16 protein-coding genes, 1 other RNA gene and 1 pseudogene are annotated in these 21323 nt (G+C 50.1%); 13 read left to right on the top strand and 5 right to left on the bottom strand.

What is annotated here, in order from left to right:
- The first annotated feature begins 44 nt into the window (after window positions 1-44).
- The 3 genes and pseudogenes from DW819_RS07185 to DW819_RS15925 form a co-directional block, all read left to right on the top strand.
- Complete coding sequence (locus tag DW819_RS07185) at window positions 45-1700, top strand: nucleoside kinase (RefSeq protein WP_118732720.1); 1656 nt, start codon at window positions 45-47, stop codon at window positions 1698-1700.
- 80 nt (window positions 1701-1780) lie between these two features.
- Window positions 1781-2127: RNase P RNA component class A (gene rnpB, locus DW819_RS07180), an RNA gene on the top strand.
- 123 nt (window positions 2128-2250) lie between these two features.
- A pseudogene (locus tag DW819_RS15925) lies at window positions 2251-2424 on the top strand (PLP-dependent transferase); the annotation flags it as partial.
- Between the two features lie 139 nt (window positions 2425-2563).
- Here the strand turns inward: DW819_RS15925 and DW819_RS07170 are convergent.
- A complete protein-coding gene (locus DW819_RS07170; protein WP_118732718.1) occupies window positions 2564-4540 on the bottom strand; it encodes an ABC-F family ATP-binding cassette domain-containing protein in 1977 nt (658 codons plus the stop codon).
- Between the two features lie 177 nt (window positions 4541-4717).
- Here DW819_RS07170 and DW819_RS07165 point away from each other — a divergent pair, with 177 nt between their 5' ends.
- The 6 genes from DW819_RS07165 (at window position 4718) to DW819_RS07140 (ending at window position 10593) form a co-directional block, all read left to right on the top strand.
- Window positions 4718-5389, top strand: coding sequence for a redox-sensing transcriptional repressor Rex (locus DW819_RS07165; RefSeq protein WP_118732717.1), 672 nt, complete (start codon window positions 4718-4720; stop codon window positions 5387-5389).
- Between the two features lie 121 nt (window positions 5390-5510).
- The gene (locus DW819_RS07160) at window positions 5511-7031 is read left to right on the top strand and encodes an NAD(P)H-hydrate dehydratase (RefSeq protein WP_118732716.1); all 1521 of its coding nucleotides are present in this window, start codon (window positions 5511-5513) and stop codon (window positions 7029-7031) included.
- 62 nt (window positions 7032-7093) lie between these two features.
- Window positions 7094-8263 carry an alanine racemase gene (gene alr, locus DW819_RS07155; protein WP_118732715.1) on the top strand — a complete coding sequence of 390 codons (1170 nt, stop codon included), beginning with the start codon at window positions 7094-7096 and terminating at the stop codon, window positions 8261-8263.
- Window positions 8264-8352: 89 nt separating this feature from the next.
- Complete coding sequence (locus DW819_RS07150) at window positions 8353-8700, top strand: type II toxin-antitoxin system PemK/MazF family toxin (RefSeq protein ID WP_118529994.1); 348 nt, start codon at window positions 8353-8355, stop codon at window positions 8698-8700.
- A gap of 142 nt (window positions 8701-8842) precedes the next feature.
- Window positions 8843-9757: a hemolysin family protein gene (locus tag DW819_RS07145; protein ID WP_118732714.1), complete on the top strand. Its 915-nt coding sequence runs from the start codon at window positions 8843-8845 to the stop codon at window positions 9755-9757.
- 98 nt (window positions 9758-9855) lie between these two features.
- On the top strand, window positions 9856-10593 hold the full coding sequence (locus DW819_RS07140; RefSeq protein WP_118529998.1) for a YebC/PmpR family DNA-binding transcriptional regulator: 738 nt from the start codon (window positions 9856-9858) through the stop codon (window positions 10591-10593).
- 54 nt (window positions 10594-10647) lie between these two features.
- Here the strand turns inward: DW819_RS07140 and DW819_RS07135 are convergent, their stop codons facing one another.
- From DW819_RS07135 to DW819_RS07125, 3 genes are all read right to left on the bottom strand, one after another.
- Window positions 10648-12300 (bottom strand): GDSL-type esterase/lipase family protein, encoded by a 1653-nt coding sequence (locus DW819_RS07135; RefSeq protein WP_118732713.1) that lies wholly within the window; start codon window positions 12298-12300, stop codon window positions 10648-10650.
- Window positions 12301-12517: 217 nt separating this feature from the next.
- On the bottom strand, window positions 12518-13792 hold the full coding sequence (aroA, locus tag DW819_RS07130) for a 3-phosphoshikimate 1-carboxyvinyltransferase (RefSeq protein ID WP_118732712.1): 1275 nt from the start codon (window positions 13790-13792) through the stop codon (window positions 12518-12520).
- 62 nt (window positions 13793-13854) lie between these two features.
- Window positions 13855-14955 carry a prephenate dehydrogenase gene (locus DW819_RS07125; RefSeq protein ID WP_118732711.1) on the bottom strand — a complete coding sequence of 367 codons (1101 nt, stop codon included), beginning with the start codon at window positions 14953-14955 and terminating at the stop codon, window positions 13855-13857.
- Window positions 14956-15157: 202 nt separating this feature from the next.
- Here DW819_RS07125 and DW819_RS07120 point away from each other — a divergent pair, with 202 nt between their 5' ends.
- From DW819_RS07120 to DW819_RS07105, 4 genes are all read left to right on the top strand, one after another.
- Complete coding sequence (locus tag DW819_RS07120; RefSeq protein ID WP_118732710.1) at window positions 15158-17260, top strand: elongation factor G; 2103 nt, start codon at window positions 15158-15160, stop codon at window positions 17258-17260.
- A 4-nt stretch (window positions 17261-17264) separates the two neighbouring features.
- A complete protein-coding gene (locus DW819_RS07115) occupies window positions 17265-18182 on the top strand; it encodes a CPBP family intramembrane glutamic endopeptidase (protein ID WP_182432585.1) in 918 nt (305 codons plus the stop codon).
- Between the two features lie 273 nt (window positions 18183-18455).
- Complete coding sequence (locus tag DW819_RS07110) at window positions 18456-18893, top strand: Lrp/AsnC family transcriptional regulator (RefSeq protein ID WP_118732708.1); 438 nt, start codon at window positions 18456-18458, stop codon at window positions 18891-18893.
- Between the two features lie 114 nt (window positions 18894-19007).
- The gene (locus tag DW819_RS07105; RefSeq protein ID WP_118732707.1) at window positions 19008-19790 is read left to right on the top strand and encodes an N-acetylmuramoyl-L-alanine amidase; all 783 of its coding nucleotides are present in this window, start codon (window positions 19008-19010) and stop codon (window positions 19788-19790) included.
- A 579-nt stretch (window positions 19791-20369) separates the two neighbouring features.
- On the opposite strand, the gene DW819_RS07100 is transcribed toward DW819_RS07105, so the two are convergent.
- Window positions 20370-21305, bottom strand: a complete 936-nt coding sequence (locus tag DW819_RS07100) for a radical SAM protein (RefSeq protein WP_118732706.1) — start codon at window positions 21303-21305, stop codon at window positions 20370-20372.
- Window positions 21306-21323 lie beyond the last annotated feature (18 nt).

Here is a 21323-nt window from a genome sequence, read left to right as displayed (position 1 = left end):
GCGTTTTCGGAATCATCACGAAACCGAACGGAAGGAGAATGTCTATGGTTCATGTATGCGTATTGGGAGAAAACAGACAGTACAGCGAAGACACCCTGCTGAAGGATGTGGCAAAGGAAGTGCAGGAGTCTTTTTCACATGAGATCCTGCTTGCTACGGTAGATGGAAAACTTCAGGAGCTTCATAAAAAAGTCAAAGAAGGTACAAATGTGGAATTTCTCACAGCAGCTGATAAGCCTGGTATCCAGACCTATCGCAGAAGTGTACTGCTGATTCTTTTAAAGGCATTTTACGAAGTGATCGGCGCAGAGCATATCCAAAAGGTATCGGTAGAATATGCGATTGCCAATGGCCTGTTTATCGAATCCGCCGGAAGCTTTGAGAAAACGCAGGAGCTGGTAGACCGGATCAAAGCAAAGATGCGGGAATATGTAGCGGCAGAGATTCCGATCATGAAGCGCAATGTGACCACGGATGAGGCCATTGAGATATTTCGTCATCACCGCATGTATGAGAAGGAACGGCTATTCCGTTACCGCCGGGTCTCCAGGGTGAATTTATACAGCATTGGCGGATTTGAGGATTACTATTACGGCTATATGGTCCAGAACACAGGTTATCTGAAATATTTTGACCTGATCCTGTACCGGGATGGTATGATGCTGCTTCTGCCGGAGCAAAAAAATCCGGAACAGGTGGCTGAGTTTCATGACCGTGAAAAATTGTTTGAGGTGCTGGACGAGACAGAAAGCTGGGGCAGACAGCTGGAGGTTCCTACAGTAGGTGCCCTGGATGATGTGATCTGTAAGGGAAAGGCCAGTGAGCTGATCCTGATGCAGGAAGCGCTGATGGAAAAGAAGATCGGTGATATCGCGGAGCAGATTGCAAGCCGGCCGGATAAGAAGATCGTTATGATCGCAGGGCCGTCCTCCTCCGGAAAAACGACCTTTTCCCATCGCCTTTCTATTCAGCTAAAGGCAAAAGGCTTAAAGCCGCATCCCATTGCGGTGGACAATTACTTTGTCAACCGGGTAGACAGCCCGCGGGATGAAAATGGCAACTACAACTATGAGGTGCTGGAATGCCTGGATGTGGCATTGTTCAACCAGAATATGACAGATCTTCTGGCAGGAAAAACAGTGGAGATGCCGGAGTATAATTTTGTGAAGGGACAGCGGGAATATCACGGAGATTTTCTGACCCTGGGACCGGATGATGTACTGGTCATCGAAGGAATCCACTGTCTCAATGAGAAGCTTTCCTATGCGCTGCCGAGAAAGAACAAGTTCAAGATTTACATCAGTGCGCTGACACAGCTGAATATCGACGAGCATAACCGCATTCCGACCACAGATGGGCGTCTGCTGCGCCGTATTGTGCGGGATGCGAGAACCCGCGGCGCTTCTGCGCAGGACACCATTCGCATGTGGCCGTCGGTACGCCGGGGGGAAGAAGAAAATATTTTCCCGTACCAGGAGGATGCAGATGTGATGTTTAATTCCGCTCTGGTCTATGAACTGTCGGTGCTGAAGCAGTATGCTGAGCCGGTGCTTTTTTCGGTGCCACGGGACAGCGCGGAATATGTAGAGGCCAAGCGCCTGCTGAAATTCCTGGATTATTTTCTGGGTGTCAGCAGTGAGGAAATTCCGCACAATTCCCTGATCCGGGAATTTATCGGCGGAAGCTGCTTTAAGGTTTGAACCGGTTTGTGAAATACTGCTTTCATGTGTCATTTTCGGAACTTGACAGCGCCTGGGAATAATGCTAGAATAGGGAACATTGAGTAAGACAAATGGTCGCTGCCGCAGAAACGAAAGGCTGCGGGAGAGGAAAGTCCGGGCTTCACAGGGCAGGGTGCCAGATAACGTCTGGCGGAGGTGACTCCAGGGACAGTGCAACAGAAATATACCGCCGGCTTTGCCGGTAAGGGTGGAAGGGCAGTGTAAGAGACTACCGCCCGTCTGGTAACAGACGGGGCACATGTAAACCCCACTTGAAGCAAGACCGAACAGAAAGCATAAGGCGGCCCGTCTGCTTTCGGGTAGGTTGCTTGAACCAGGTGGTGACATCTGGTCTAGATAGATGACCATTCAACGACATAACCCGGCTTATCGTCTTGCTCATAACCTGATTTTAAGAGAGTGTGCTTTGCGGCGCACTCTTTTTGTTTTCATTCACAGACAGGTATTGACATATATCCAGGAATTGGAGATAATAAACCCACTAAATACATAGAAGATAAAAACGCTTATGGAAAGAGAGATTGAAACAAAATGCATCCATCTGGAAAAGGATGAATCTTCCGTTCAGCATTTCGGGGCTGTCAGCTATCCGATCTATCAGACAGCAACGTATGCACATCCGGCAGTAGGGCAGAGCACCGGATTTGATTACAGCAGATTACAGAACCCGACCCGAGATCAGGAAAAGAACGGACTGACGGACGCAACTCTGCGTATGTCTGTGGGCATTGAGAATGTGAAAGATTTGATCGCGGAGCTGGACCAGGTGTTTTGTGAGATTGAGAATGAGTAGTAGCAGCACAGAAAAAAGAGCCGGCAGATTATTCTGCCAGCTCTTCCCAGGTTTCATAGAGTTCTTCCAGCTTTTGCTGGAGGGACTCTTTTTCGTTATTCAGTTCCACGAGGCGGGCAACGTCGGTGTATATTTCCTCCTGAGAGAGAAGCGTATCAATTTCGCCGTCCCGGGTCTCCAGCCTGTGAATCTCGTCTTCGACCTTCTTTAGGTCATTCTGACGTTTGCGGATGCGGGCCTGCTCCTCTTTCTGGGCTTTCCAGTCCAGCTTGACCTCAGTTTCTGCTGCGGGCTTTGCCATGCCGGGAACTCCCGTAGCTTTTAAGTTGCCGTTTGCGGCTGCGGTTCCGATGGCGCGGTCGCGCCCGATATGCGCGGGGTCCACATAGAGCTCCTTCATGAGCTCCTTCTTTTCCAGATAGTAGTCGTAGTTGCCGATATAGTTTAAGAAGGTCTGACCGGTCAGTTCGAGAATACGGGTGGCAGTCTGGTTGATGAAGTAACGGTCATGGGAGACGTAGAGCACAGTTCCGGTATAATGCTTCAGCGCGTTCTCCAGAATCTCCTTGGAGGTGATGTCCAGGTGGTTGGTCGGCTCATCGAGGATCAGAAAGTTAGCCTCAGAGAGCATAAGCTTGGCCAGGGAAACACGGCCACGTTCGCCGCCGCTTAAGTCAGAGATGCGTTTGAATACATCGTCCCCGGTGAACAGGAAGGCAGCCAGGATGTTGCGCACCTGGGTGTTGGTCAGATTCGGGTAGGCATCCTGTACCTCCTCGAATACTGTCTTTTCCATATGAAGGACGTGATGTTCCTGGTCGTAGTAGCCGATGTGCACCTTGGAACCCAGGGTGATGGTGCCGGTGTCGGCAGGAAGCATACCATTGATGATTTTTAAGATGGTGGTCTTGCCGGTTCCGTTGTTGCCGATGATGGCAACCCGTTCTCCCCGCTTTACTTCCATATCAACATGGGAGAAAAGATGGGTGCTGCCGAAGGATTTGCTTAAATCCCGGATGGTGAGAACATCGTTGCCGCTGACGATATTTGGTTCCAGGCTGATGCGCATCTCATCCTGGATCTCAGCCGGCTTGTCCAGCACCTGGATCTTGGAAAGCATCTTCTCACGGCTTTCAGCTCGCTTGATGGATTTCTCACGGTTGAAGGATTTTAATTTGGTGATGACCTCTTCCTGATGCCTGATCTCTTGCTGCTGGTTTAACCAGGCCTTCATCTGGGCGGCTCGGATCATGGCCTTTTTTTCACTGTAGGCGGTGTAGTTGCCAAGGTAAACGCAGGCATGCCCCTGCTCCAGCTCCACCACTTTGGTGACTACTCGGTTTAAGAAATAGCGGTCGTGGGCTACGATGATGACAGCTCCGTTATAATTTAACAAGTAAGTCTCCAGCCAGGCAATGGATTCCATGTCCAGGTGGTTGGTCGGCTCATCTAAAAGGATGATATCCGGGCGGGAGAGAAGCAGTTTGCCTAAAGATACGCGGGTTTTCTGGCCGCCGGAGAGGGTAGACACGGTTTTGTCAAACTCGTCTTCGGTAAAGCCAAGGCCCTTTAAGACACCGGTCAGTTCACTTTTCCATGCGTAGCCATTTTCCAGTTCAAAGGTATGGCTTAAGCGGCTGTATGCAGCCAGCATCTGTTCCAGTGCTTCTCCGGAGGCATTCTGCATATTGAGCTCCAGCTCGCGAATCTGCTGTTCCATATCGATGATGGGCTGCTTGACTTCTTTTAATTCCTCATAGATGGTACGGCTGCTGTCCAGATCCTGGTGCTGCGCCAGGTAGCCGAGGGTTTTGCCCTTTGCGAGAACGACCTCGCCGGAATCCGCTGACAGCTCGCCGACAATGATCTTTAAGAGAGTAGACTTTCCGGCACCGTTGATGCCTACGATGGCAGCCTTTTCCTGATCTTCTATATGAAAAGATACTTCGGACAGAATCTCATCCGTGCCGAAGGCTTTGCTGATGTGATTGCATGATAAAATCATAGATAACTCCATTTCGTTACGTTTTCTACTATAAGACTTATCAAGTATAATATAGGCTTTCAACACTTGTAAAGGACTTTCTTCTGATTTTTTGTTTCGAAATTGTTTGAACATTGACATAGATTTCGCAAACGGTTATAATAGATTTTAATAGTTTACGTATAGGAGATGTGCAACATGGAAAACAGAGAGATATCCAAAGCAGTTATTACAAGACTCCCGAGGTATTACCGTTATCTCGGAGAGCTTTTGGAATCAGGTGTAGAGCGTATCTCATCCAATGAGCTGAGTACCAGGATGAAGGTGACTGCTTCCCAGATTCGTCAGGATTTAAATAACTTTGGAGGATTCGGTCAGCAGGGTTATGGTTATAACGTAAAATACCTGTATACCGAGATTGGAAAGATCCTTGGAATCGACCGCCAGCATAACCTGATCATCATTGGTGCCGGAAATCTTGGTCAGGCCATTGCAAATTATGCAAATTTTGAAAAGCGCGGTTTTATGATCAAAGGCATGTTTGACATTAACCCGAGACTGATCGGGCTTGTGGTACGCGGAATTGAGATCCGCGGAGTGGATGATCTGGAGCAGTTTATCAAAGATAATGATGTTCAGATGGCAGCACTGACCATTCCGAAAACAAAAGCTCCGGAGCTGGCTGACCGTCTGGTCAATGCGGGAATTAAAGGAATCTGGAACTTTGCCCATCTGGATCTGAATGTTCCGGACGATGTTGTGGTGGAGAATGTTCATCTTTCCGAGAGCCTTATGCGCCTGTCTTATCGGGTATGCAGCATGCAGGACCGGAAAGAGGAAGAGGAAAAGAAAGCTCAGAGAGAGTCCTAGAGGCAGAGCGAAACAGAGGTAAAAGCCGACAGGCGGGGATACGATCAGTTCTCCTGCCTGCCGGTTTTTTGAGTTTCCATCCATCCTTTACAGGGGAGCGGAATCAGAGAGGAGACGGAACATGGATTACGCAGTAACGGCACAGCAGATGAAAGCGATTGACCAGAATACCATAAAAAACATCGGCATTCCGTCCATGGTGCTTATGGAGCGGGCTGCCCTGGCTGTGGCGGAGGCCGCAGAGCATATGGCGAAAGAGCGGAATCTGGGGAAAAAAGCCCGGATCCTGGCTGTGTGTGGTACCGGAAACAATGGCGCGGACGGAGTGGCAGCAGGACGCATCCTGCAGGGACGCGGATATAACGTAAGTCTCCTGCTTGTTGGCAATCCGGAGCACGATTCAGAAGAGATGAAGACTCAGAAGCAGATCGCCCGAAATCTGGATCTTGCGCAGTGCACGGCAGCAGAGTATCAGGAGGCACCATGTGATATCATTCTGGATGCAGTGTTTGGGATCGGTCTTGGCCGGGAAATTGGCGGGGAATACCGGAAGGTCCTGGAAATGCTGGCTTCTCTGCGGGAGCAGTATGGAACCGGAGTGATCGCGGTAGACACGCCGTCCGGGATCCATGGAACGACCGGTGAAATCATGGGAATTGCCCTGGAGGCCGATATTACCGTGACCTTTGGCTTTGCAAAAACCGGTCTTCTGCTTTATCCCGGAAAATATTATGCAGGAAACCTTGTGGTAGCCGACATCGGATTCCCTCAGGCCAGTCTGCTGAAGGCCGGATGGGATGCAAAGCTGATTACACCGGATGATCTGTCCTGGCTTCCAAAGCGTCAGCCGGATGGGAATAAAGGGACATTTGGCAAAGTTCTGGTGATCGCGGGAAGCAGAGGCATGAGCGGAGCGGCTTATTTTTCAGCGCTTGGTGCTTACCGTACCGGCGCCGGTCTGGTGAAGATCCTGACTGTGCCGGAAAACCGGCAGGTTCTTCAGACACAGCTTCCGGAAGCAATCATAAGCTGTTATGATCCGGATCAGGAGGAGACTATGCAGAAAATCCTGGAGGCGGAGTGTGCCTGGGCCGACGTGATCGTGGCAGGACCCGGCCTGGGACAGGAGGCATATACGGAATATCTTCTGGAGACGGTTTTGTCAGATTCCTATGTTCCCATTGTGCTGGACGCAGACGGACTTAACTGTGTGGCATCCCATCCTTACCTGACACGCTATTTTACGGAGAACATCATTATCACGCCCCATATGGGGGAGATGAGCCGCCTGACTTCGGTTCCCATAGCAGATCTAAAAAAGGATCCGCTGGAGGAGGCAAGAGCCTACAGTGCCCGCTATGGGGCGGTCTGTGTGCTCAAGGATGCGGTCACAGTCATTACCGATAAGGATGGTGCCGCCTGGATCAACCGGAGCGGCTGCAGTGCCATGGCCAAGGGAGGATCCGGCGATGTGCTGACCGGCGTGATCGCAGGATTATTGGCCCGGGGCATGGATGGCGCGGAGGCAGCAGCATTTGGCGTGTATGTGCACGGACGTGCCGGGGAGTATGCGGCAGCGGCATTGGGAGAGAACAGCGTACTTGCCACAGATCTGGCAGACAGTATTTTAAAAGAAGCTTAAACAGATAAAACAAAAAAGCCGGAAACGGCAAAACAGACAGAAACGAGGAACAGAACAAGAGTATGAAGCACATGCAGTATATGCGGGTTTATGCACCTGTAGATTTGGATGCCATTGTTTTTAATCTGGAATCCATGCGCAAAAATATTGACCGGGAGACGGGCATGCTCGGAGTGATCAAGGCAGATGCTTACGGGCATGGCTCTGTGCCGGTAGCTGCTGCCATCGAAGATTATGTGGATGGCTTTGCGGTGGCCACCGCAGACGAAGCCATGCTGCTGCGCCGCAACGGCATTCAGAAGATGATCCTGATCCTGGGAGTGACCCACCCTTCCCGCTATCAGGAACTGATCGAGAACGAGATCCGTCCGGCTATCTTTACCATGGCGCAGGCAAAGCCGCTGTCTGAGGCAGCGGTAAATATGAAAAAAACAGCAAAGATCCATCTGGCTCTGGATACCGGCATGCGCCGCATTGGTCTTGAGGCAGATGAATCCGGAGCGGATCTTGCAGCTGCTATCGGTGCGCTTCCCGGCATTGAGGTCGAGGGCCTGTTCACACATTTTTCCAGGGCCGATGAGATGGAGAAGACGTCGGCTATGACTCAGTTAGGTCGTTATCTTCATTTTACGGAGCTGCTGAAAGCACGCGGTATAGAAATCCCGATCAAACACTGTTCCAACAGCGCCGGCATCATCGATCTGCCGCAGGCGAATTTAAACTGCGTACGCGCCGGCATTACCATGTATGGCATGTATCCATCCGAAGAAGTACAGAAAGACAAGGTGCCGTTAAAGCCGGCGCTGGGTTTAAAATCTTTCGTGACCTATGTAAAGGAACTCGGACCGGGCGAGGAGATCAGCTATGGCGGTACCTATGTGACGGAGCGCACCATGCGTATAGCTACCGTGGCAGTGGGATATGGGGATGGATATCCGCGAAGCTTGTCCAACTGTGGCTATGTGCTGATCTGCGGTAAACGTGCCCGCATTCTGGGACGGGTCTGCATGGACCAGCTCATGGTGGATGTGACGGATATCATGGAGGCTGACGTGGATACACCGGTTACCCTGATCGGAAAAGACGGAGACGAGGAAATCACCATGGAGCATCTGGCAGAGCTCTGCGGCGGATTCCATTATGAGATGGTATGTGATATCGGAAAGCGCGTGCCGCGTGTTTATTACCGCGGCGGCAAGGTCGTGGGAACCATGGACTGTTTCGCTGAATAAGATAATCTATAGAAAAACGGGCAGCCGTGTATACGCCGCCTGGCAAAGGGCAATAATACCTTTGAAGACCAGTGACGGAGTGTGAAACTGTGATTATCAGACGAGGCGATATCTATTATGCGGACCTGCGGCCGGTGGTAGGCTCGGAGCAGGGCGGTGTACGGCCGGTGCTCATCATCCAGAATGATGTTGGAAACCGACACAGTCCTACCGTGATCTGTGCGGCAATTACCTCCCGCATGAATAAGGCAAAGCTGCCAACGCATGTGGAATTGTCTGCGCGGAAAAGCGATATGATCAAGGATTCCGTGATCTTGCTGGAGCAGCTGCGGACCATTGACAAGCAGCGGCTCAAAGAGCGGATCTGCCATATTGATGATGAACTGTTAGAACAGGTAAACCAGGCCCTTCGCGTGAGTCTGGAGCTGACTACATAGTTCGCTGTGATGACACAAAGTCCCTTACAGAAGGGAAAATGGCGTAAATGCGTGATTTTATCTTGACGAAGCGGAAGAAGTTTCATACAATCAAAATGTATGGTGTATACAAAAAGAAGAGGAAGGAGATAACAAGATCAGTATGGACGATGGTTATTCGCGCCTGATCCTTTTGGCAGGTGTGGTGTTGCTTTTCCTGGCGGCAGGCTTTGCAATCTGGAGGTTTATCAGATCAAGGCAGGAAAATGTAACAGAAGAAGATATTAAAGACATGGTCAATGAAGGCCACGAGCAGGGGGTCCTGGAGTCAAGCGAGGCCGAGATGATCACCAATATCTTTGAATTTAATGATAAAGAAGCCGGTGATATCATGACTCACCGCAAGAACATAGTGGCTCTGGACGGTTCCATGTCCCTAAGAGAAGCGGCCCACTTTGTTCTGAAGGAGGCAAAGAATTCCAGATATCCGGTCTACGGAAAAGATCTGGACGATATCATCGGTACTGTACATATGCGGGACGTACTGTTCCATGCGGAAAATCTGCAGGAATCGCGGATGGAGATCGCCAACGTACCGGGAGTTTTGCGGCCGGCTCATTTTATTCCGGAAACCCGCAACATCAACTCCCTGTTCAAGGAGATGCAGTCCCAGAAGATCCATATGGAGATTGTCATTGATGAGTATGGCCAGACAGCCGGAATCGTTACCATGGAGGACATTCTGGAGGAAATCGTGGGCAATATCCTCGATGAATATGATGTGGATGAGCAGTACATTGTCCGTGGAGAGGGAGATGCCCTGATCATGAGCGGCATGACACCGCTTGACGAAGCGCAGGAAGAGCTTGGCATTGTCTTCCCGGAGGAAGACCTGGAAAACTACGATACCATCAATGGACTTCTGATTTCCCGTCTAGACCGCATTCCGGGAGATGACGAGCAGCCGGAGATCGAGTATCTGGGTTACCGGTTCTGTGTACTGAAGGTGGAGAACAAGATGATCCACTCAGTTCGGGTAACGAAATTGCCGCAGACTCTTGCAAGCGAAGAAAATTAGTGTTAAAATAGAAAAGATGTTGTTCGCCTGAACAGAATCGACACTGGGCAGGCGGATTAGGACGAAAAGAGAAAGTATAAAGTAAGGAGCGTTATTTTATGTCAGGACATTCTAAATTTGCCAATATCAAGCACAAAAAAGAAAAGAACGATGCAGCAAAGGGGAAAATCTTTACCGTTATCGGCCGTGAGCTTGCCGTAGCAGTAAAAGAGGGCGGCCCGGATCCGGCAAACAACAGCAAGCTTCGTGATGTTATCGCAAAGGCAAAGGCAAACAATATGCCGAACGACACCATTGACCGTGGTATCAAAAAGGCAGCAGGTGATGCTAACTCCGTAAACTACGAGGTGCTCACGTACGAGGGTTACGGCCCGAGCGGTGTTGCAGTTATCGTTGATACCCTGACCGACAACAAGAACCGTACTGCCGCAAATGTAAGAAGTGCATTTACAAAGGGCAACGGAAATATCGGTACCCAGGGCAGCGTATCCTTCATGTTCGACAAGAAGGGCCAGATCATTATCGACAAGGAAGAGTGTGATCTTGATGCAGATGAGCTGATGATGATGGCATTGGATGCAGGTGCGGAGGACTTCTCTGAGGAGGAGGACAGCTTTGAGATCATCACAGATCCGGACGATTTCAGTGCCGTTCGCGAGACCCTGGAGAAAGAGGGAATCCCGATGATGGAGGCTGATGTTACCATGATCCCGCAGACATGGGTTGAGCTGACTGATGAGAACGACATCAAATATATGAACCGTCTGTTAGATCTTCTGGATGATGATGACGATGTACAGGCTGTATATCACAACTGGGACACCGACGAAAGATAAATTGATAAAACAAACGAAAGGCCCGGAGCAAAACGCTCCGGGCCTTTTCGGGTTTTACTGATAGATTAAATTGACATTTCTGAAGGTAACATCTGCACTGCGTGCGACAAACAGGCCGACATATACATGGTCAGAGTCTACAGCAGTTAATGGAAAGTCAAAGCCTGCAGATACCGGTGCGTTGTCACCGAATACACAGGTGTATCCATCCGGTCCCTTTCGGATCTCTACATGAACGGTTTCGCCGGCCTTGTAGACGCGGGAAGCGGTGCCGCCGGAGATAAGCTGTCCGTTCTTTCTTGCGAAGCAGTTCCACGGGGAAGCAGAGGAAAGCTGAAGCTCTCCGGCTGCCACATAATCGCCCAGGGTATCGTTGATGACGGTGTCGAGGTAGATATCGTCACGCACCATCAGGCCGAAGGAATTTAAGACGGATGCATTGTAGGCGTTGATGGTAATATCTGCAGATAAGGTGAAGTTTGCGGAGGCCGGAACCTCACGGTAGAACATGGCAAGACCATCGCTTCCCTGCTCAATACCGCCCACCTGCTGGGCTCTTGTTGCGCCGGATCCGGTACCGACTGCCAGGTGGAAGGAATTATCATTACCGCCCTGCAGGCAGAAGTACATGTTGTTTAAGTACTCATAACCGTCAATATTTCCGAATACAGTTGGTTTCCAGTCACCTGCTGTAGAGAAGATGCTGCTTACTCCGGCCGGTGCGGTAAAGCTCTGGGCATGGTAGCCGGCATTCAAAGAGCTGCTGTCATACTGCGGAACCTGTGGGTTGGAAATGACGTAGTTTTTCAGTCCGGAGTTGGATTTTAAAAGCTCATCAGCAATAAACCAGGCATTGCACTGGGCGCCGTAGAGGTTGGTATGAGTATTGTCAATGCTGACATCTCGGTTAGAGGTCTGTGCATGACGGTTTTTTACACCGTCGGCGCCCAGGCGTTCGTAAACATCTTTGGTGCGGGCGGTTAAGTCCAGAACCGGAACACTCTTGCCAACACCCAGCTGACGGATGGCCTTGGCGTAATCGCCGCCCTGGAAGGTGCCTTCCTCATTCTTTTTTGAGGTGGTGATGTGTCCGTCTTCGCCGGTATAGTTGCTGGCCGCATTGCGGCGAACGATCGGGGTAACCAGGATCGGATTTGCCTGTTTGTTCTTCACCGGCTTGATATACTTTTCATAGAGGTTGTACTGGAAAGAACCACTGCTGGAAACAGAACCGGTCGGGTTGGAGTAGCGCCCCTGTTCGGTACGTTCGTCGTTATGGCCAAAACCGATCAGCACATAGTCACCGGCCTGCACACTCTGCAGCAGGGTCTGATACTGGTCCGTGTCCGAGTAGGACTTGGAGCTGGTGCCGGAGATGGCAAGATTGCGGATATTGACACCCTGCAGATACAGGCCGAGCTGGGTGCCCCAGCCGTAACGCGGGGAGTAGTAGGTGGTATCGCTGAATGCGGCTGCGGTGGAGTCGCCTACGACCCAGACGGTGGGGGGTGCGGATGGCTTGTCAACGGAAGTGCCGCCGGACTGCTGTTCGGTATAGGTTCCCGGTGCTGCGGTGAGGGCCGGATCGTTTGTGGCTGCGGAACCGCCTGCGACAACGGTGGCAGCAGAGGCAGGAACGGCAGACAGGGCTGTCGTCACCGCGCAGATGCACCCGAGAAGCAGAGCTTTCATGCGTGTTTTCTTCATGAGTCAGATATCTCCTAAGTTAGAAATTTGAAGGGCCTCTGCAGGGCAGAAAAAACCCGATGGTGTTTATTATAGACGATTGGGAAAAGGATGCCAAGGGATTTAAAAAGGTTGTAAGAGAATCTTAAAAAAGAGTTGTGACGAAAGTACGCGAAAAAATTATCCCGGCACTCCCATATGCCGGGATAATTTTTTGGCTGTATATTTCTGGCTAAAATTATTGAGCTAGTTTATTTAAGTCTTGGTAGAAGTCAGGATAGGAGATGTTGACGCATTCGGCACCGAGGATCTCCGTCTCGCCCTCAGCCAGGGCGGCGGTGATGGCAAAGGTCATGGCAATGCGGTGGTCGAGGTGACTGTCGATGGTGGCGCCGTGGAGCGGTTTGCCGCCGTGGATGATCATGCCGTCCACGGTCTCTTCTACATCAGCGCCCATGGCACTTAAGTTTTCTGCCATAACGGCAATACGATTGGACTCCTTGACCTTCAATTCAGCTGCGTCACGGATGATGGTGTCACCCTCTGCAAAGCAGGCCATGGCTGCGATCATCGGGAGCTCATCGATCAGGGTCGGTATGATGTCGCCGTGGATGTCGGTGGCGTGCAGACTGCTGGTGCGGACCAGAATGTCGGCTACCGGCTCGCCGGTCATGCGGACATTTAAGAGGGTCAGATCACCGCCCATGGCCCGGCAGACATGGATCATACCGTCGCGGGTCGGATTGATGCCTACATTTTTTATGAGGAGCTCAGAATGGGGGATCATCAGTCCGGCGGCCAGGAAAAAAGCAGCCGAGGAAATATCACCCGGAACGGCAATCTCCTTTGCAAACAGTTCTTCGGCCGGTCGGATCATGGCAGTGGTTTTTTCTGTGCGGACATCAGCACCGAATTCTTTTAACATCAGCTCGGTGTGGTTGCGGGAGAGGGAAGGCTCTGTTACTTTTGTTTCGTCTTCCGCGTAAAGCCCTGCCAGGAGAATGGCCGATTTTACCTGGGCAGATGCCACCGGAGACTGGTAATGGATTCCATGCAGTGTCCGTCCGTTGATTGCAAGGGGTGCACAGCCGTTGCCGTTTACACTGGTGATGTCTGCGCCCATCTGACTTAAGGGATCCATGATGCGCTTCATTGGGCGCTTCTGGATAGAGGCGTCTCCGGTGAGGGTCACGGAAAAATTCTGGGCGGAGAGAATACCGGAAATCAGCCGGGTGGTGGTGCCGCTGTTGCCGCAGTCAAGCACACTGTCCGGCTTTTTTAAGCCATGAAGACCGTTACCGTGTACCAAAACGGTATCTTCAAGATTTTCGATGGAAATGCCCATCTTTCGGAAACAGGAGATGGTGGAGAGGCAGTCTGCACCCTGCAGAAAGCCGGTGATCTTTGTGGTTCCCTTTGCCAGGGAGCCAAACATAACACTGCGGTGTGAGATGGATTTGTCACCAGGGATGGTGATTTCTCCACGCAATCCGCTAAGTGGATTAAATTTCATGAGAATAAGCTCCGTTTCTCTGATCAAAGCCTGGAAGCATGCCGGAAAGCCAGGCAGGCATGCTAGTGCTTTGGAATCAGTTCGTAATTATATTTTTTCAGCTGCGCCCATGCCTGTTCCATGGACTCCTTGTTATAGAAAACAATCTTTAAGGCACCCTCGCCCTGCTCCCGGTTATGGTTGATGCCGATGTTGCCGATGCTGATGCCGCGGGCGCTTAAGATACAGGACAGCGTAGAGATTGCACCTGGCTCGTCCACGATATCTACGGTAAAGGAATACTCCGGGGTGACGGATCCCTTCCTGCTTTCCGAGATGGAGTTACGGTATATGCGGGAGGTATCAAAAAGCTCATAGATGTCATCTCCGCGGTGCTGCTTTAAAGAGTCCAGGATCTGGGTTAAGGAAGCAATATAGTGTTCCATCATATCGATGATGTTGCCGGTATTGGTCATGCAGATCTGTTCCCACATCTCCGGCGAGGAGGATGCAATACGGGTGATATCCTTAAAACCGCCTGCGGCCAGACGTTTCATGAGCTCGTTCTGATTGTCGGAATCCTTTACGAGGTTTACCAGGCTGGAAGCGATCAGGTGAGGCAGATGGCTGATGGCAGCCACGATCCGGTCATGCTCATGATAATCCAGAACGATGGGGATGGAGCCGATGGATCTGGCAATTTCAACCAGCCGGTCGGCATCTTCCTGCTTTGTCTTTGCGGTCGGTGTCACAATATAGTAGGCATTTTCAAGAAGATGATCGGTCGAGTTTTCATAACCGGTCTTTTCAGAACCTGCCATAGGGTGTCCGCCCACGAAAAATTCCTCCATGTGAAGCGTGGTAACGACACGGTGGATATCTTCCTTGGTGGAACCGACATCGGTGATCAGGGCACCCGGCTTTAAGAATGGGCGGATCTGTGTCAGGTACTGGGCATTGTACTCTACCGGAGTGCATAAAAATATGATATCACATTCCAGCAGAGGTTCCCCGATGCCGTCAAGGATCACATCGACAATCCCGTCTTCTTTTGCCTGTTCCAGCTTTGCGCGGGTGCGCATATATGCCATGATCCGGGCAGTCGGGCAGGCACGCTTGATGCCTCTGGCAATAGATCCGCCGATCAGTCCCAGACCGATAAAACCAAATGTGGTGTCTTTCATTTCAGAATTCTCCTGTCATAGGTTACTTTCAATACTAACTGCTATTTTATGATAATCTGAAAATGTTGTCAATGCTTTATTGCTTTAAATTGCGATAGTGTTATAAAATAATTTGTGCAAATCGTATATCCTACTTGAAATTTTCGAACTTTTTTAGTAGAATATCATTATAGACTAAATTTGATGTACAGGAGGGAATTATATGAACGTTTATGGTACGAAACAGATCCGAAACGTCGTTTTACTTGGTCATGGCGGGGCCGGCAAGACGACGGTTGCAGAAGCGCTTGCCCTGGTAACCGGAGTCACCAAGCGCATGGGCAAGGTTGTTGACGGTAACACCATCAGCGACTATGACAAGGAAGAAATCAAACGTCAGTTTTCCATCTCCACGTCACTGATCCCGATCGAGTATCAGGGCGATGAAGGCATGATGAAGATCAACATCCTGGATACCCCGGGTTATTTTGACTTTGTCGGTGAAGTAGAAGAAGCAGTCAGTGTGGCTGATGCGGCGATCATCGTTGTAAACTGCAAGGCAGGCATCGAGGTCGGCACGGAAAAGGCATGGGAGCTGTGCGATAAGCTCAAATTGCCGCGCATCATTTTTGTCACCAACATGGACGACGACCACGCAAGCTTTAGAGAGCTTGTACTGAAATTAGAGAGACGGTTCGGCAGATGTATTGCTCCGTTCCAGCTCCCGATCCGTGAAAATGAAAAGTTTGTCGGATATGTAAACGTTGTCAAGATGGCCGGCAGACGTTTCACTAATCTGAGTGATTACGAAGAATGCGAGATTCCTGACTACTCCCAGAAAAACCTTGGCATTGCCAGAGACGCCCTTTTAGAGGCAGTGGCAGAGACCAGTGAGGAGTACATGGAGCGCTATTTCTCCGGCGAGGAGTTTACACTGGAAGAAATCCAGGGCGCTCTGCGGGAACATGTTATAGATGGCTCCATCGTTCCGGTCCTGATGGGTTCCGGCGCAAACTGCCAGGGCTTCAAGACCCTTTTACAGGTCATTGACCGTTACCTTCCGACTCCGGACAAGTTTGAGTGTATCGGTGTTGACGTCTCCACCGGTGAGCGCTTCACTGCCAAATACAACGACCAGGTTTCCTTATCCGCAAGAGTATTCAAGACCATCGTAGATCCATTTATCGGCAAATACTCTCTTATGAAGGTCTGCACCGGTATCTTAAAACCGGACAGCACCATCTACAATGTCAACAAGGACACGGAGGAGAAAGTTGGTAAGCTGTATCTGCTGCGCGGTAAGGATACCATTGAGGTTCCGGAGCTGCGCGCAGGCGATATCGGTGCTGTAGCAAAGCTCGGTGTAACCCAGACCGGTGATACCATTGCCCTGCGTTCCGCACCGATCGTATACCACAAACCGCAGACCTCTACTCCGTATACTTATATGCGCTATAAGACCGTAACCAAGGGTGATGAGGATAAGGTTTCCAGCGCACTGGCAAAACTGATGGAAGAGGATTTAACCTTAAAATCTGTAAATGACAAAGAAAACCGTCAGCTTCTGTTATACGGCATCGGTGACCAGCAGTTAGAGGTGGTAGTCAGCAAGCTCCTTGGCCGTTACAAAGTGGAGATCGAGCTCAGCAAGCCGAAATTTGCATTCCGCGAAACCTTAAGAAAGAAAGTTGAGGTTCAGGGCAAATATAAGAAACAGTCAGGCGGCCATGGTCAGTACGGCGATGTTAAGATGATCTTTGAACCATCTGGAGATCTGGAGCATCCATATGTATTCGAGGAGAAGGTGTTCGGCGGTGCTGTTCCGAAGAACTACTTCCCGGCAGTCGAAAAAGGTGTGGCAGAAAGCTGCGTAAAGGGTCCGTTGGCTGCATATCCGGTAGTCGGTGTCAAGGCCACCCTTGTGGATGGTTCCTATCATCCGGTGGATTCCTCCGAGATGGCCTTCAAGACTGCTGCCATGATGGCCTTTAAGAAGGGCTTTATGGAGGCAAATCCGGTTCTCTTAGAGCCGATCGCTTCCCTGAAAGTAACAGTTCCGGATAAATTTACCGGTGACGTTATGGGTGACTTAAACCGCAGAAGAGGACGTGTTCTTGGTATGAACTCCGATCACCACGGCAAACAGGTGATCGAAGCTGACATCCCGATGTCTGAACTGTTTGGCTATAATACGGATCTTCGCTCCATGACCGGCGGTATCGGCTTATATGAGTACGAGTTCAGCCGCTATGAGCAGGCTCCTGGCGACATCCAGAAGAAGGAAGTCGAGGCCAGAGCAGCCAAGATCGACACGCTGGACGTATAATCCTATGGAAACCAGAAGACAGATATCCAGGATATGCTGGGCGTATACCACATTCCTGGCGGTTTCTACCGCAGCGCCGCTTCTTCTTGGCGCGCTACTTAAGCCGCTTATTCTGATCTTTGGAGAGAGCCGTGCGCTTACGCGTGCGGCTCTTCTGGTGTCAGAATTTGCTATGTACGGTGTCGCTTTTCCGTTGTTTGCCTGGCTGATGGGACGGATTCCGTCCTGCGAAATGAAGGAGAAAAAGAAAATACGGTTAGGTCAGTTTCTGGGCATGCTGGTTTTTTGCTATGGCCTTACCTATCTTGGAAATATGATCGGCGGCCTTTTTATGGAGGCAGTGGGAATCCTCAGAGGAACAGCGTATGGGAATCCGGTAGCAGAAGCGATTGAGCAGATGGATATGGGTATGATCTTTCTGACAACGGTGCTGATCGCGCCCGTGATGGAAGAGCTTGTGTTTCGAAAATATCTGATCGACCGTCTCGTACCATACGGACAGAAGACTGCCGTAATCCTTTCCGGTCTGTTTTTTGCACTGTTTCACGGAAATTTTTATCAGTTTTTTTATGCGCTGCTTCTGGGTATGGTTTTTGCATGGCTCTACAGCAGCACCGGAAGAATCCGCTATAACATCATGCTGCATATGCTGATCAACCTGATGGGCGGAGTACTGCCGATTATGATGTCTCATGGAATGGATAGTGGAAATATCCTTGCTCTGATCGGATATGGCTGTATCAATATCTTTGCCTATATCAGCATGGTGATCGCAGTGATCATTCTTGCCTCCCATTACCGAAAGATTCCATGGTTTTCCGGCTGGGTTTATCAGGAGAAACCGATCGCAGTGATCCTTCTGAAAACACCGGGCTTCTGGGGATTTCTGGCCGGGTGTGTTTTGCTGTTTGTAATTGGCTGAAGCGTAAGAGCTTTCTTTCTTAAATTTTTTTATTGACAAGCAGATTAGAAAAGGGTATGATACATTACAAGATTAAGTGTTAAGAGCAAAGGCGTTCGAACAGAGGGTTCGGGCGCCTTTTTCATATGATAGGAAATTGCGTCCTATCATATAAAAATGCTCCGCGAGGAAGCGCACTCGGCGCAGAGGTAGATGGTTGCCGAAGCAACCGCGCCTCGGCGCGAGAATGTGCCAAAGCACATTCTTTTTCATATGGAGAGGAGATATAGAATTATGGATGACATCGACAGAAAAATATTAAAGCTTTTGCAGGATAATGCGCGCATTTCATTAAAGACCATGGCAGAGAATACCTTTCTTTCTTCTCCGGCTGTGTCAGCCCGCATTGAGAAATTGGAGAAGGATGGCGTGATCGCAGGCTATCATGCCCAGGTAGATCCCATTAGGCTTGGATATCATATCATTGCCTTTATCAATTTGGATGTGACACCGGAGGATAAGCCGAAGTTTTATGCATATGCGGAAAGCATTCCCAATGTACTTGAGTGCAACTGTGTGACCGGAGACTATTCAATGCTGCTGAAAGTAGCCTTCCAGAGTACCATGGAGCTGGATATTTTCATTGGTCAGCTGCAGAAATTTGGCAAGACCAGTACCCAGATTGTATTTTCCACTCATGTTGGCCCGCGCGGGGTGGACGTAGAAGAGTAGCCTGAAAAGCTTCCGGAAAAAGCTGCAGGCGGGAACCGTGCTGCATTGCGACACCAGAGAAACTTCCTTTTCATATTGTATTAAGAGAACAGTAGGAAAAGGAAGTTTTTTATTTTGGCAGAGACAAAGAAAGTGATTTTGGACGCCGGTCATGGCGGGACTACAGATCCGGGTGCGGTTTACCAGGGAAGACAGGAAAAAAATGATAATCTGCGGATGGCGCTGGCAGTCGGACAGATTTTGAGTGAGGATGGTGTAGATGTGGGCTATACCAGGGTGCAGGATGTGTACCAGAGTCCACTTCAGAAAGCACAGATGGCGAATAACTGGGAGGCAGATTATTTTGTTTCTTTCCACCGGAATGCCATGCCGGTTCCGGGAACTGCCTCCGGCACAGAAAGCCTGATCTTTTCGCGTGGCGGGGAGGCAGAGCAATTGGCTTCAAACATCAATGCTGAGCTTGGGCAGGCGGGGTGGAATGACCTGGGGACCACAGAACGGCCCGGACTCATTGTCCTGCGAAAAACAGAAATGCCTGCAGTTCTGGTGGAGGTTGGTTTTCTGGACAATCCGGAAGATAACCAGCGGTTTGATGCGCATTTTGAGCACACGGCCCGGGCCATCGCTGACGGGATCCTGAATACACTGCGAAGTCCAGAGGGGCAGCCGGAGTATTATCAGATCCAGGTTGGGGCATACGCGGATAAGGATCTGGCGCAGGGACTTCTCAGCCAGCTTCAGGCAGCCGGTTATCCGGCATTTCTTGTCTACCAGGATGGCCTGTATAAGGTACGGGTGGGGGCTTACTTAAAACTGGATAATGCAGCCTGGATGGAAAAGACCTTGCGGGCAGCCGGTTATCCCACGCTGATGGTGCAGGAAGCAGCAGTGTATTAATAATTTAAAATAATCAAACAAATTAAAAATAATACACAAAATAATCAAAACAAATAGATAAAACTAATAAAAAATTGCAAAAACATATTGACATATCAGAAACAATCTGCTATTATAAAGACAACAAAGAAAGAGAAACAAAAAGGAGCAGAAAACTCCAGATCAGAAATCCGGAAACGAAACGGATTTCAAAAATCTAAGAAAAGGAGGTACGGACCACCGAAATAGTTTAGCAGTATTTAAAAGTTTTCCAACAGACCAGAACGAAACCTGACAAACTTCATTTGAGAAACCTGTTAAAAACTGAAAAGAATTGTTTTAGCTGTATGACGAGAAAGTGCAGTTAGGGTGATAGATTTCAGAATCGGACAGGAAGAAAATAAGAAACAAACATCAGATAAGAAACAGTCAGAAGGTCAGAGAAAACAAAAACTGAATAAGGGAACGTATAAACCGAAAAAGTGAGGTACAGTCCAGTGGACGAAGTGAATTAAAAGCGGATATCAAAGATGTAAACCTTTGGTATCCGCTTAAATCATGTCTGAAACAACGTGTCCGGCAGCGCAGCTACGCAGGATATTACAGGCCTTCCAGATCAAAGGCCGGTGTATATTCTTCTCTGGCGCTGCTTTTTTTCTGCATAAATCCCTGTGTGAGTCCAAGATCCAGGGCAGTATCCACAACCTTCTGGTATTCGTAGCTGGTGATGCGGCGGTTCAGTTCCGGAAACTGCGGATTCTGTTCATAGGGGGTATACTGGCTCATGAGGCTGATATAAAAGCTGTCCTTTGGCAGCTGCTCTGCGATCCAGTGCATCAGCCGGATGGAGTCATCCTTACTGCCGGGAAGAACCAGATGCCGGATGATGACTCCGCGGTCCATGACCGGGGCTGCTTCTCCGGGTATCTTTTTGAGGTGCGGGTTCCCGGTCTGGCGGATCATCTGCGCAATTGCTTTCGCGGCAGCCTGAAAATAGAAAGGAGCTTGGGAGTAGCGCGCAGACAGTTCAGAGCTTTCGTATTTGAGATCCGGAAGCCAGATATCCACATAATCCTTCAGCGCCTCGATCGTTTCCGTCCGTTCATAACCGCCGCAGTTGTAGACAACAGGAATGCTCAGCCGGTCTTTGACAAGATCCAGTGCCGGGATGATCCAGGGCAGAAAATGGGTGGCGGTTACCAGGCTTATGTTGTTGGCACCCTGATCCTGAAGGCGCAAAAAGACATTGGCCAGCTCACGTGCAGTCAGTGTTTTGCCGTATAGGTCGCGGCTGATCTTGTGATTCTGGCAGAAGCAGCAGCGCAGGGTACATCCGCTGAAAAATACGGTGCCGCTTCCCCGGGTGCCGCTGATGCAGGGTTCTTCCCAGTAGTGCAGTGCGGCCCTGGCAGCCACTACACCGGACGGAGCCTGGCAGAAACCTCGCTGAATGCTGCGGTCAATGCCGCACATGCGGGGGCAGAGCTGGCAATGGTGAATCTGTTTCTGAAAATAGGATAAAGTCTGGTCTGGCATGATGGTGCTCCAATCTGG

The sequence above is a fragment of the Clostridium sp. AM33-3 genome (assembly GCF_003480315.1).
GTDB lineage: Bacteria > Bacillota > Clostridia > Lachnospirales > Lachnospiraceae > Brotaphodocola.
The sequence above is the reverse complement of the archived record's forward strand: the minus strand, read 5'-3'. Positions and strand labels throughout refer to the sequence as shown.

Excerpts from the sequence above, each read along its gene's own strand:
- DW819_RS07185 (WP_118732720.1), top strand. The coding sequence starts at position 45 with ATGGTTCATGTATGCGTATTGGGAGAAAACAGACAGTACAGCGAAGAC.
- DW819_RS07170 (WP_118732718.1), bottom strand. The coding sequence starts at position 4,540 with ATGATTTTATCATGCAATCACATCAGCAAAGCCTTCGGCACGGATGAG.
- DW819_RS07165 (WP_118732717.1), top strand. The coding sequence starts at position 4,718 with ATGGAAAACAGAGAGATATCCAAAGCAGTTATTACAAGACTCCCGAGG.
- DW819_RS07160 (WP_118732716.1), top strand. The coding sequence starts at position 5,511 with ATGGATTACGCAGTAACGGCACAGCAGATGAAAGCGATTGACCAGAAT.
- alr (WP_118732715.1), top strand. The coding sequence starts at position 7,094 with ATGAAGCACATGCAGTATATGCGGGTTTATGCACCTGTAGATTTGGAT.
- DW819_RS07145 (WP_118732714.1), top strand. The coding sequence starts at position 8,843 with ATGGACGATGGTTATTCGCGCCTGATCCTTTTGGCAGGTGTGGTGTTG.
- DW819_RS07140 (WP_118529998.1), top strand. The coding sequence starts at position 9,856 with ATGTCAGGACATTCTAAATTTGCCAATATCAAGCACAAAAAAGAAAAG.
- DW819_RS07135 (WP_118732713.1), bottom strand. The coding sequence starts at position 12,300 with ATGAAGAAAACACGCATGAAAGCTCTGCTTCTCGGGTGCATCTGCGCG.
- aroA (WP_118732712.1), bottom strand. The coding sequence starts at position 13,792 with ATGAAATTTAATCCACTTAGCGGATTGCGTGGAGAAATCACCATCCCT.
- DW819_RS07125 (WP_118732711.1), bottom strand. The coding sequence starts at position 14,955 with ATGAAAGACACCACATTTGGTTTTATCGGTCTGGGACTGATCGGCGGA.
- DW819_RS07120 (WP_118732710.1), top strand. The coding sequence starts at position 15,158 with ATGAACGTTTATGGTACGAAACAGATCCGAAACGTCGTTTTACTTGGT.
- DW819_RS07115 (WP_182432585.1), top strand. The coding sequence starts at position 17,265 with ATGGAAACCAGAAGACAGATATCCAGGATATGCTGGGCGTATACCACA.
- DW819_RS07110 (WP_118732708.1), top strand. The coding sequence starts at position 18,456 with ATGGATGACATCGACAGAAAAATATTAAAGCTTTTGCAGGATAATGCG.
- DW819_RS07100 (WP_118732706.1), bottom strand. The coding sequence starts at position 21,305 with ATGCCAGACCAGACTTTATCCTATTTTCAGAAACAGATTCACCATTGC.